The following is a 13,577-nucleotide window of genomic DNA, read 5'->3' on the forward strand; positions in this document are numbered from 1 at the left end:
AATCAGATTACCAGTAACTATAATTATTTTAATGCTGTTGTTTTATTAAGCCTTAAAACGTTTATTTTTTTTCTTTGAGTTAGAATTTAAACGCATTGTAAAACTAACAATAAAATATCTACCTAATGTTTCATTAGTTGTTTCTTCAAAGTAATTGATTGTACTTCTTCTTACAATATCAACGTTTTTATCAAGAATATCTATTAAAATTAATTTAAGAATTCCGTTGTTTCCTTTAGTAACAGCATATGAAACACTGGCATTCCAAAATGGTATTTTTTGGTTCGAATTAAAATTACTATCTGTATATAAATAATAATCAAATTGAGTGTTAAAATTAAGCTTCTTAGAAAAATCGTAATCAAGTTTAGAGAAATAATGTTGTTCAACATAATCTCTATTTAAATTATCAACAACAGAAAAATCAGTATTGTTAGAGCTAAATTCAAAACCAGTTGAAATATCAATGGCTTTTTTATTGTTATTCTCTATAGATAAACCAACTAAAAATTCTTTAGATTTTACATCATTCAATTCTTTTTCAATAATAGATTTCCCCATATTATAAGTTCCTTTGGCCTTGAAATTATATCTTAAACCTAAAGATTTTACTCTTTTATTTGCATTAAATTCTGCATTTGCTCTTTGCTGTTTTCCTTCATTTAAAAAGCTTCTAACCTGTACATAATCATCTGAGATTTCTAAACTAGGTATAATTGCATCATTTATTCTTTGGAAGTTTATTTTTGAATAAATACTAAGGGCAGATTTAAAATTATGGGAAGAAAGGTTAAAATTAAGATCATCAACTTTTTCAGTATTTAAGTAAGGATTACCTTTTCTAATATAATATGGGTTTAGATCATTAATAACAGGTGAACTGTTGTAATTTCTAGGTGATCTAATGCTTCTTCTATATCTTAAAGAATAATTCTGACCTCTTTTAGGTTTGTATCTAAATGAGAGTGAAGGATTGAAATAGGCCTGATATCTATTAAATTCTTCAGCGCCTTTTTGACCAAAATCACGGTATAAATTTTGAAGTTCTGAGCCTACATTTAAATTTAATCCTTTAGCGCTAAAAGAATAAATTAAACTAGATGAGAATCGTTCTTCTTTGTTATCTATAACATATTTAAAAGGGTTTTCTTCAACTCCGTTTTTATTTCGAAATTGTTCAGCTTTTTCCGTTCCGTCTTTAACCATGGCTAAAGTTTGAATTTTTAAAAAATGGTTATTTCCAAGGGGTTCTGTAAATAAGAAATTAAAATTTACAGTATTATTTTTTAATAATTCATTTTTATAAATTTTAGTTTCTGTAGTATTATTATTTGAATTATTTGTGTTTAAATTGTACTGATCTCTAAAGCTAGAGGAATTTGATGAACTGAATGAAAACCCTGTTGAAAAGTTTCTTTTGTTTTCACTTAGTAATTGATAGTAGTTCATTCTAACGCTTCCATTATCTCTATCTCTATTGCTTAAATATTTAATGTCATTAGATGTTTTTAGCACTTTTTCATCATCAAAATAGGAGGTTTTTCTATCTAAATTACTATCCGTTTTATCTGAAGTATAATTTCCTTTTACAGAAAGTCTACTCTTTTTGCTGCTTTTATTCTCGTAATTAAAATTTAAATGTTGGTTGTTAGTGGTTTTATCATTTTCATCATCAGATTCTGATTGAAAATTTTTAGCTCTTGAGAAAGACGTTCTCTTTGAAAAGGATGTTCCGGTGTTATCTAGATAATTATAAAAGTAATCAGCGTTAAAAACCTCTTTAGGTTTAAACTCATAACCAATATGAAATCCACCTGCACCAGTTGTTAAATTTCCACTTAAATTCTTTTTACTTTTTTCAAATGATGAAGGATCTTCATTATCATCTGAATCATCATCCAGGCCACCACTTGAGGATAGAAAATCTTTAATATTAGACCCTGTTACATTAATATTATTGTATTTACCAATAATAGATACTTGTAATTTTGGTGAAAATTTATTGTAATTTAAGTTTGAAAAATATTTTTCATCTAAACCAACTCCGGCAGAAGCTTTTCCAAAACCACTCTTCTTTTTGCCTTTTTTTAAGGTTAAATTAATAACATAACTTTTTTCGTCATCTTCAACACCAGTCAATTCAGCTTGATCACTTTTTTTGTCAATTACTTCTATTTTACTAATGGCATCTGCAGATAAGTTTTTAAGGACAATAGAGGGGTCGCCACTAAAAAATTCTTTTCCATCAACAAATATTTTGGTGATTTCATTTCCTTGTGAAACAATACTTCCGTCACTATTTAATTCTACTCCCGGAAGTTTTTTTAATAAATCTTCAATATTATCATCGTGATGAATTTTAAAAGAATTAGCGTTATACGAAACAGTATCCTTTTTAATTTGAACAGGTACCACGGCAGTAATTGTTACTTCATTTAATTGTTCTATATTAAATTTTAGAGTAATGTTATTTAAATCTATTAATTGATTTTTGAAGTTTATTTTTTCATAATGAGGAGTAAATCCACTCATATAAAACTGTAATAAGAATTCACCTTGTGGGCTATCTGAAATCTCAAATTTTCCCATCTCATCTGTAACAGTAAAAGTTACCATAGTTGAATCTTGAGGTTGTAACAAAGCAACAGAAGTAAATTCTAATGGAAGTTTATATTCATCTAAAACAATTCCTTTTATAACTGCACTCTGAGCAAATGTAACTTGATAAAAAAGACAAAAAAGAAAAAATATATAAATTGGTTGACGTTTCGATTCAGTGAATTTAATCATTTAATTAGGATAAATTTAAAGTTATTCTAAAACACAATTAAGCGTATTTTATTTAATAAAAGTCAGTAAATATAACCATAATCAGTACTTTATATAGCGTTGTATAGTCTTTATATATATGTTTTTTGGTTAAAATTTACAAATTAAACAAACCAAGAAGCCACAAACTTAATTGAGGTAAATATGTTACTAAAAACGGTGCTAATGTTATTGCTAAAAATAAGGCATTAATATTTAATCATTGTATTTTTATGCAATACTTATTTTCTTGCAATTGCGTTTATTTTAAAGTTATATTCTATAAGTAAACTTTTTATTTGTATTCAGTTTTATATGAAACTCCTGCTCGCTTCTGCAGATACGTTTGCTATAGTTGTAATTTATTTAAGGGTAATTAAATTTCAGTAAATCTAAAAGCAAATAAATTGAATAAACAAAATTAGCTATTTTTAATACTTTTTATAAACCAAATAACGTTGGTAAAAACATTGATATTTCTGGTATAAAGCTTATAAACATTAAAACAATAACCATTATTAATAAAAATGGTAATAAGGGTCTTATAACTTTTGTTACTGAAACTTTAGCCACTCCACTTCCTACAAATAATAAAGTTCCCACAGGTGGTGTGCAAATACCAATACATAGATTCAATACAATTACAATTCCAAAATGGACAGGGTGCATTCCTAAGGATGTTACTACTGGAAGGAAAATAGGTGTAAATATTAAAACAGCTGGAGTCATATCCATAAATGTTCCAACAACTAATAAAATAATATTTATAGCTAAAAAAATGGCAAACTTATTTTTTAATGACTCTAACAAAAATGTACTAATCATTTCAGGAATTCCTTCAAAAGAAAACAACCAAGACATTGCCATAGATGTACATATTAAAAACATTACAACAGCTGTTGTTTTACCACTTATTAAAAGTATTGATGGCAAATCCTTCATTTTCATATCGCCATAAATTAAAGCTAAAACTGCAGCATATAATACCGCTATTACGGAAGCTTCTGTTGCAGTAAAAACACCGGCTACTATTCCTCCAACAACAATTACTAGTAATAATAAACTAAAAAATGCTTTTCTAAAATAGGTCCAAATTTCAAATAGTGTAGCGCGTTCTCCTCTAGCATAACCTTTACTAATAGCTATAAATGCTACATATCCCATAATGGCTAAACCCAATAATATTCCAGGTAAATAACCCGCAATAAATAAAGCCGCCACCGAGGCAGTTCCTCCACTTGCCAAGGCATATACAATTAATATGTTACTTGGTGGAATTAAGAGCCCTGTTGTTGACGATGTAATATTTACTGAAGCGCTTAGTGTTCTAGGATATCCTTCTTCTTCCATTCTATCTGTCATGATTGACCCAATTGCAGAAGCTGCAGCAACTGCTGAACCAGAAATAGCACCAAAAAGCATTGAGGCTAATACATTTACATAAGCCAAACCTCCGGGTAAACTTGCAACCAAAGATTTTGCAAAATTTATCAACCTATTGGCAATACCTCCTTGCTTCATAATTTCTCCGGCCAATACAAAAAACGGAATTGCCAATAAGGCAAAACTATCAATCCCTGTAGTCATTCTTTGAGCAATGGTAGTTAAACCAGGCATCTTATCAATATTCAATATTAAACTTAATGTTGTTGCAATTCCAATACTGTATGCAACTGGAACTTTTAATAACAACAGCGAAAAGAAACTTACAAACAAAACGATAATACTAATAACTTCTATACTCATAATTATTTACTGATTTTGTTTGTATAAATATTTGTAATGTGATAAATAGAAAAGCACATAATTAGAAATCCACTAAACGGCAAAATTGCATATACATAACCTAGAGGAATTCTTAATGTTCCCGAAAGTTGCTCTAAATGTAACGTTGTATACACCAAATTTAAACCACCTATAACCATTACAATTAAGGCAAAAAGAAAAATTAACACCTCAATTAGCATTGAAGTTTTTCTTTGATTTTTTTCTGAAAATTTATCATATATAAAGTCCATAGATAAATGCTCTCTTTTTGCATTTAAATATGAAGCTCCTAAAATGGTCATCCAAATCAATGCAAATCGAGCAAACTCTTCAGTCCAAGTGAAAGAGGTTCCTAAAATGTATCTTGAAAACACTTGAAACAAAACATCCAACACCAACAGTGCAAAAATGGTAATCAAAAACCATTCAAGAAACTTAGTTACTTTATTAAAAATAAAAACAGACCTACTCATAATTATTGATTTTTAATTTGATTTACAATCGTTTCCATTTCAGGATATTCCTTTACAAAATCTTCAACTACAGATTTTGATTTTTCAGCAAACAATGATTTTTCTGGTATAATTACTTCTACTCCCCAATCTTTTGCAATTTTCATAGATTCCTCAACAGATTCATTCCAAAATACTTTCTCGGCTTTTGCAGATTCATCTGCAGCTTCCTGAACCCATATTTTTTCCTCTTCGGATAGTTTATCCCACGTTTTAGTTCCAATTAAAAGTACATCAGGTACAGAAGAATGCTGATCTAAAGTATAATATTTACTAATTTCATAATGGTTTGATGATACAAATGATGGTGGATTATTTTCAGCACCATCAACAACTCCTTGCTGAATAGCAGTATATAATTCTCCATATGCTAATGGTGTTGCAGACCCTCCCATAGAGTTTACCATATTAATAGCCATTTGATTATTCATTACCCTAATTTTGAGGCCTTTTAAATCGTCTGGTGTTCTAATTGCCTTGTTACTAGTATAAAAACTTCTACTTCCGGCATCGTAATAACAAAGTCCACGTAACCAAAATTTAGATCCTTTCTCTAAAATTGATTTTCCTATTGGGCCTTCTAACACATCAAATTGATGTTTTTTATCTCTAAACAAATATGGTATTCCTAAAATATGATATTCAGGCACAAAATTAGACAAGGTAGCTGCGCTCACTTTAGTGGCTGCAACACTACCAATTTGTAATAACTCCAACACTTCTCTTTCAGAACCTAATTGCCCATCAGGAAATATTTTCACTTTTAAAGTTCCTTTAGATTTTAATTCTAATGCCTTTTGAAATTCTAAAATTCCTTTATGCACAGGATGTGTTTGGGGTAAAGTATGCCCTAAATAAAGAACCTTTGTATTATTTTCTTTTTTACAAGACAATAATCCTAAACAAAGAACTAATAATATTGGTAAATATTTCATTAAAATTTATTTTATAATGGGAAAACGTAAATATATAAAAATAAAATACAATCGATTGTATTTACTGCAATTTATAATTAAAAGTTGAAATATTTTTTTGCATTATTATGGCAAATATTTTCTACCATTTCTCCAAAGAAGTTAATATCACTTGGTAATTCTCCTTTTTCAATTTGATTGCCTAAAGTATTACATAATATTCTTCTAAAATATTCGTGGCGTGGAAATGATAAGAAGCTTCTGCTATCTGTAAGCATTCCTATAGATCTACTTAGTAAACCTAAATTAGAAAGTGTATTTAATTGTTTTTCAATACCATCTTTTTGATCTAAAAACCACCAAGCTGCTCCATATTGCATTTTTCCTGCAATTTCACCTGTATTGAAATTTCCCATCATAGTAGCAAAAACTTCATTATAAGCTGGGTTTAAGTTATAAGTAATTGTTTTGGCTAGTTTTTCTTCAGTATCTAATTGATTTAAAAATTTAGAAAGTGATTTTGCCATAGAAAAATCTCCTATAGAATCACAACCAGCATCGGCTCCAAATAAATTTTGAAGTCTTTTATTATTATTTCTTATTGCTCCTAAATGGTATTGTTGTATCCAACCTTTATGGTGATATTTTCTTCCTAAATAATGAAGGATATAAGATTTGTATTTACCAATTTCTGAAATTGATAAAACTTCATCATTCAAAAATTTATTAAAAATAGTTGAAACTTCATTTTCATTAAAATCATCAACAAAAAGTGGTCCTTCTACTCCATAATCAGATAATCGACAACCGTTGTTATGAAAAAATTCAATTCTACTATCAATAGTTTTTAAAAGTTCTTCAAAATTTGAAATTGATATATTAGCACTTTTCCCTAATTTTTCAATATAACTTTTAAAGTTTTCAGAATCTATTAAAAATAGTCCATCTGATCTAAAAGTTGGTAAAACTTTAATTTTGAAATTACCTATTGCAATTTTTTGATGGTATTCTAAATTATCTGCTGGATCATCAGTGGTACAAACAATTTCCACGTTCATATCTTCCAGTAAATTAGCCGGAGTTTTTTCTGCTAAAATTTCATTTGCAGTACTGTAAATTTCATTAGCTGTTGAAGGTTGTAATAATTGATTGATTTCAAAATAACGTTTCAACTCTAAATGAGTCCAATGAAATAAAGGGTTTCCAACTGTATAAGGAACAGTTTCTGCCCATTTTTCAAACTTTTCTTTCTCTGTTGAATTACCTGTTACATATTTTTCATCAATGCCATTGGCACGCATTCCACGCCATTTATAATGATCTCCATTTAACCAAGCGTCAGTAATATTTTCAATTGGTTTGTTCTCGGAAATTTGTTTTGCCGATAAATGATTATGATAATCAATAATTGGCATTTTTGAAGCGAAATTATGATACAACTTAATAGCTGTATCCGTTTCTAACAAAAAATTAGCATCTATAAAAGTTTTTGTTTTGGTAAAATTCATAAACTCATACTTTTAGATATTCCCAGTTTTAAACCTCTTAATTCAGCCAAACCTCTTAACCTACCAATTGCGGAGTAACCTGCGTAATTGCTTTTTGATTTTAAATCATCTAACATTTGGTGTCCGTGATCTGGACGCATAGGAATTGAAATCCCTCGTTCTTTTTCAATTTTTAAAATAGATTTTACAATTTCAAACATATCAGAGGAACCTTCTAAATGGTTAGCTTCAAAAAAGCTACCGTCACTTTCACGTTTTACATTTCTTAAGTGAAGAAAATGAATTTTATCTGCAAATTTTTCAATCATTTTAGGTAAGTCATTATTTGGATTTGCTCCTAATGAACCTGTACAAAATGTTATTCCGTTTGAAGGACTATCAATAAAATTTACTAAATCTTCTAAATCAGCTTCAGATTTTATAATTCGTGGTAAACCCATTATATCAAAAGGTGGATCATCTGGATGAATTGCCATTTTCACTCCGTTTTCTTCAGCAACCGGAATTACTTCATTTAAAAAATACGATAAGTTAGCTTTTAAGTCTTTATGTGATATATGCTCGTATTGAGCAATCATTTCTTTAAATACAGGAATTGTTAAATCATCTACTGTACCAGGTAAGCCTTTTAAAATACTATCTTCTAAAGATTGTTTCTCTTCAGAAGTCATTTTAAAAAATTTATCTTTTGCTAATTCTAAAATTTCAGGAGCATAGTCTTTTTCAACACCAACTCTTTTCATAATGTATTTTTCAAAAGCAGCCATTTCAACTTTGTCAAATCTTAAAGCAGTGCTACCATCTTTTAATTCCCAGAAAAGTTGAGTTCTTGTCCAATCTAGCACAGGCATGAAATTATAACAAACATTTTTCACTCCACATTTTGCAATGTTTTGAATGCTTTTTTTGTAGTTTTCAATACGTTGTAAGTAATCACCTTTGCGAAGTTTTATATCTTCATGAATTGGAATACTTTCAATAAAAGACCATTCTAAACCTGCATTTTCAATAGTGTCTTTCACTTTTTTAATTTCTTCAACTTCCCAAACCTCACCATTTGAAATATGATGCAAAGCGGTAACTACACCAGTTGCACCAGCTTGTTTTATATCTGATAATTTTACTTGGTCATTTATACCAAACCATCTAAAAGTCTCTTGCATTTTTTATATTTTTTTAAACTCCACTATAAGCACTAAATCCACCATCTACAGGGATTACAACTCCTGTAATAAATTTTGAAGCATCACTACATAAAAAATGAACAATTCCATCTAATTCTTCAGCTTCACCAAATCGTTTCATTGGAGTTCCATTTATAATTGTATTTCCTCTATAGGTATATGAACCATCTTCATTTGTAAGTAATGCTCTATTTTGATTTCCTATAAAGAAACCTGGAGCCACTGCATTTACTCGAATTTTATCTCCAAATTTTGTAGCCATTTCAACAGACATCCACTTTGTGAAATTTTCCATTGCTGCTTTTGAAGCTGAATAACCTGCAACACGTGTAATAACACGGTCAACTGCCATTGATGAATAATTAATAATTACACCTTCTTTTTGTTTAGACATTACTTCACCAAAAACAATTGAAGGAATTACTGTACCGTTTAAATTTAAATCAGTTACCGTTTTAAAATCTTCCATTTTTAAATCGAAGATTGTTTGATCTGGACCAATTGTAGCGCCAGGCATATTACCACCAGCTACGTTTATTAAAACATCAATTTTTGGATATTGTTTTAAAATAGTGTCACGGGTATTTTTTAAAGAAACTTCATCTAAAATATTTGCTTCAAAACCAACGGCTTTTCCTCCGTTTTTAGTTATTTCAGTAACTTTAGTATCTATTGTTTTTTGGCTTCTTCCTAGTATAATTATACTTGCTCCAGATTTTGCCAAGCTTTTAGCAATAGCACCACCAAGCACACCAGTTCCGCCAGTTATAATTATAACTTTATCTTTAATATTAAATTTATTCATTAAGTTTTTATTTCTTATTTAATTATGAAATATTATACGAAGGTTTCCAGTGTACAATTTCATCATTATACATTGCATCTAATCCCATTTGTACGCAAATAGCTGTTTTTCCACCAGTAATTACATTAGAAATAGGTTTTTTATTAGTAATTAAACTTTCTCTAAAATCAATTAAAGCTTGTTTGGTAGGTTCTAAATGCTCTATTTTAATTGGTTCTCCATAACCCATTTTTCCTTGAACTGTAGCTCCAGAATATCCATCAATTTCTTTTTTGATTAAACTCTTTTTAACTACAGAAGGATAAAATATTGCTTTCTTTTGGTTAATGATAAGAGTTCCTTTATCTCCAATTACTTTTATTTGGTAACCATCTCGTTTATTGCTATTTATACAGGTGAATTTTGCTTTAACACCTTCAGGGTAGCTGTACATTAAATGTACGTTATCAAAAGTTTCACGACCATCTTTCCAATAATCAATTCCACCCATTCCCATAACTTTGTCTGGAGTTGCATCTAACACCCAGTTTACAAAATCAATTTGATGAGAACATAATTCAGCAGGTAACCCTCCTGAAAGTTTTTTGTATAATCTCCAATTAATGTCTCTTTCTAATTTAGGGTCAGGAACTGGTTTTCTCCAATCTGAAAAACGATTCCATTGACATTCAAAGGCTGCTATTTTTCCAACTTTACCATCTCGTATTAAATCTACAAGATGTGTGTACATACGTGAACTATGGTATTGATGTCCAGTTTGAAAAATAACGTCTGAATTATTTACTTTTTTAGCCAAGTCTTTTACAGCGTCGTATCCTTTAACTGTTGTTTTTTCACAGTACACATGTTTTCCTGCATCAATAGCTGCTATTGCAATTTCATGGTGCAAACCAAAAGGAGCTGTAATAATTACGGCATCAACATTTTTATCTTTTAATAAATCATTGTAATCGGCATATCCTTTTGCTTTTTTAGCACATTTAGCCAATCCTTCATCCAGTCTAAAAGGTAGTGTGTCACAACAAGCAACAACTTCCATACCTTCAATTTCGTTGGTAACAGAAATTAATCCGCAACCTCTTCCTCCAGTACCAATAACTCCAACTCTTTTAGTTTTTGAACTTGCTGTAATATTTCCAATTACTGAAGTTGAAGCGAGTAACGCTGCCGAAACAGCTCCTCCTTTAACTATAAAATCTCTTCTATCCATTTTCTTAAATTAAAAAATTATAATTTAGGTTCCCAACCAGTTTCGTATTCTCTTTTCCAATGTGTCATTGCTTCATCATCATTAAAAATATGACCTGTATTAGTATCAATATTAATAGTTCTTTTAACTTCTTGAGAAACATTTGCTAAATGGCACATCATTGTACTAATACTAGCATCAGCAATAGGGGAGTTTTGTTTTTCTCCAATACGAATTGCGTTGAAAAAATTAGCTATATGTTTAACATCTAAACTTCCAGCACCAGCTGTGTTTAATGTGGCGCTTTTTTCTTTTTCATCAACTTTTTTAATTAATTTTCCGTCTAAACCATATAATTGATAGCTGTTTCTACTAAGCATTATAGAACCTTTACTTCCATAAATTGTAGCGCCTCTACCTGGTTGATTAGGCATTATTTTACCACGGCTATGCCCTGTCCATTTAATTAATTTATCATCATCATATTCATAAACAACTTCTTGGTTGTCTGTAAATTCCCAATCATCTTTATACGCATATTTTCCTCCAAAAGAACTTACTTTTTTAGGAATATCTAAACCTAAAGCCCAGCGACAAACATCAATTTCGTGTGTTCCATTATTGTGAACTTCCCCAGTTCCCCAAGTTTTAAACCAGTGCCAGTTGTAAGGGTGAACATTATCTCTATACGCTTCTCTAGGAGCTGGACCTTGCCATAATTCCCAATCTAAAGTACTTGGTACAGCTATTTTTTTACCAATACCAATAGATTTTCTGTTATTAGAATAATATGCTTCACCTTTAAAAGCTTCACCTATAATTCCTTCTTTAATTTCTTTAACTGCTAACTGACTAGTAATTGCAGAACGTTGTTGGTTTCCCATTTGAACTACTTTATTGTATTTCTTTTGAGCTTTAACTAACAATTCGTTTTCAAAAAGGTTATGGCTACATGGTTTTTCAACATAGACATGTTTACCCGCTTGAAGAGCAGCAATTGCCATAGGAGCATGCCAATGTTCAGGAGTTGCGATAAATACAGCATCTACATCTTTATTGTCTAAAACTTTTCTAAAATCTTTTTCAACTTTTGCTTTATAACCTATAGTTTTTACCATCCAAACATTATTTTCATCTATAATGTTATCATCTACATCACAGGTAATAATAATTTTAGCATCAGAATATTTAGCGATGGCTTGCATTAACGATTTGGCTCTACTTCTAACACCAATTATTGCAACATTTAATCGTTCATTGGCTCCTAATATATTTCCAAAACCTAAGTTTGGCATTAGTAAACTTCCAACGGCTAAACCAGCACTTCCTTTAGCTGTTTTTTTAATAAAATCTCTTCTTGTTGTCATAATTAGTATTTTATAATGTTTTTACTTTAATATTTCTAAATGAAACTCTGTCTCCGTGATCTTGTAATAATAATTGGCCTTTATCTAACATTCCAAAACCTGGCCATTTTTTATATTTACTTTCAGAAACAAGTTTTAAAAAGTCTTTACTTTTTCTTTCATATTCTAAAACTTTTACACCATTTAACCAGTGCTCAACGTGGTTGTTTTTAGAGATGATATATGCTGTATTCCACTCACCAATTGGATTAACGGGTTTGTTAACGTCAGCTTGAATTAAATCGTATAATGAACAAAGAGTTCTACTACCTTTGTGATTTCCAAGCTTTGCATCAGGATGTAAAGCATCATCTAATATTTGGTATTCTAACCCTATTGAGGATCCAGGACCTTTATTAATTTCTGTATCTACATAATATTTAATTCCACTGTTAGCACCTGCAGTTATTTTAAAGTCTACTTTAAATTCAAAATCTCCGTATAATTCTGTAGTTACAATATCACCACCAGCAGCAGATTCTGCTCCACCTGAAGGTAATACCGTTAAAATTCCATTTTTTAGTAACCAACCTTTTTTAGGGAATTCAGTTAATTTAGCACCTCTCCAACCTTTAGTTGTTTTTCCATCCCAAAGCATTTTCCATCCTTCAGCTTTTTCTTTAGCTGTTAAAACATTTCTTTTTGCAACAACAGGAACAGGTGATTTGGTTGCGTATTTTCTTACATCCTGATCAATGATTTTAACGTTTTTCCATTTTATTTGAGAACCTGGTTTTCCATTACCAATAGCATGAACCTGTAAACCAATAAATCCAGATTGAGTCATATTATCAACTAAATGAGCAGCAGGAATTCCATTTACCCAAGTTTTAATAGTATCTCCAATTGCTTCAATTCTATAGGTGTTCCATTCATTTTGTTTGAAAGCTTTTTTTGCAGGAATATTATCTTCTAAATCATTTAACCAGCCTCTACGTGATTCATCAAAAATTCCACCACTCCAAGCTCTTTCTGAAGGGTCAATTTCAACTTGATAACCATGAACTCTTCCTTTTTTATAGTCAGGTAAGCTGTTACTTCTAATTTGAATTCCAGAATTCATATGTTGATTTACTAAAAAATCTACCTCTAGAATAAAATCGCCATACATTTTATTTGAAGTTAAAAATGTATTTGGAGTATTAGAAACTGTAGTTCCAATGATTACACCTTCTTTAACTTCATACAAGGCTTTTCCTCCTTTAATATTCCATCCTTTTAAGGTGTTGCCTTTTATTAGATTTTTCCAAGGTGATTTTTCTTGTTTTGGAGCACAAGAGATTATTAATGTGAAAATTAATAATGCTGTAATTTTAATAAATTTCATAATTATTCGGTTGGTTAAAGATTAACGTGTCCGCACACGTTTTTGTTTAGATTAAAACAATATTTTTGAGTTAAATTACTTTTAAAAATAACGTGTGCGGACACAAATTTAACAAAATGTTTTGTTTTTTAGTGTTATTTTATATTTATTTTTCTAA

At 29.9% G+C, this 13,577-nt stretch carries 10 protein-coding genes; all 10 read right to left on the minus strand.

What is annotated here, in order from left to right:
• Positions 1–45: 45 nt before the first annotated feature.
• On the minus strand, positions 46–2,790 hold the full coding sequence (locus DAD81_RS00250) for an outer membrane beta-barrel protein (protein WP_111706220.1): 2,745 nt from the start codon (positions 2,788–2,790) through the stop codon (positions 46–48).
• 459 nt (positions 2,791–3,249) lie between these two features.
• Entirely contained in the window at positions 3,250–4,554 is a 1,305-nt protein-coding gene (locus DAD81_RS00255) for a TRAP transporter large permease (RefSeq protein ID WP_179950000.1), read from the minus strand.
• 2 nt (positions 4,555–4,556) lie between these two features.
• Complete coding sequence (locus tag DAD81_RS00260; RefSeq protein ID WP_111706221.1) at positions 4,557–5,048, minus strand: TRAP transporter small permease; 492 nt, start codon at positions 5,046–5,048, stop codon at positions 4,557–4,559.
• 2 nt (positions 5,049–5,050) lie between these two features.
• Complete coding sequence (locus DAD81_RS00265) at positions 5,051–6,022, minus strand: TRAP transporter substrate-binding protein (protein ID WP_179950001.1); 972 nt, start codon at positions 6,020–6,022, stop codon at positions 5,051–5,053.
• 77 nt (positions 6,023–6,099) lie between these two features.
• Positions 6,100–7,509, minus strand: coding sequence for a glucuronate isomerase (gene uxaC / locus DAD81_RS00270; RefSeq protein ID WP_111706222.1), 1,410 nt, complete (start codon positions 7,507–7,509; stop codon positions 6,100–6,102).
• On the minus strand, positions 7,506–8,672 hold the full coding sequence (gene uxuA, locus DAD81_RS00275; protein ID WP_111706223.1) for a mannonate dehydratase: 1,167 nt from the start codon (positions 8,670–8,672) through the stop codon (positions 7,506–7,508). Before uxuA ends, uxaC begins: the two co-directional genes overlap by 4 nt.
• A 13-nt stretch (positions 8,673–8,685) precedes the next feature.
• Positions 8,686–9,498 carry an SDR family oxidoreductase gene (locus DAD81_RS00280; protein ID WP_111706224.1) on the minus strand — a complete coding sequence of 271 codons (813 nt, stop codon included), beginning with the start codon at positions 9,496–9,498 and terminating at the stop codon, positions 8,686–8,688.
• Positions 9,499–9,520: 22 nt separating this feature from the next.
• Positions 9,521–10,708, minus strand: coding sequence for a Gfo/Idh/MocA family protein (locus DAD81_RS00285; RefSeq protein WP_111706225.1), 1,188 nt, complete (start codon positions 10,706–10,708; stop codon positions 9,521–9,523).
• Positions 10,709–10,725: 17 nt separating this feature from the next.
• The gene (locus tag DAD81_RS00290; RefSeq protein ID WP_111706226.1) at positions 10,726–12,054 is read right to left on the minus strand and encodes a Gfo/Idh/MocA family protein; all 1,329 of its coding nucleotides are present in this window, start codon (positions 12,052–12,054) and stop codon (positions 10,726–10,728) included.
• A 10-nt stretch (positions 12,055–12,064) separates the two neighbouring features.
• Positions 12,065–13,420: a 3-keto-disaccharide hydrolase gene (locus DAD81_RS00295; protein WP_111706227.1), complete on the minus strand. Its 1,356-nt coding sequence runs from the start codon at positions 13,418–13,420 to the stop codon at positions 12,065–12,067.
• Between the last annotated feature and the right edge of the window lie 157 nt (positions 13,421–13,577).

It is taken from the genome of Lutibacter citreus (genome assembly GCF_003260195.1).
Classification (GTDB): Bacteria; Bacteroidota; Bacteroidia; order Flavobacteriales; family Flavobacteriaceae; genus Lutibacter; species Lutibacter citreus.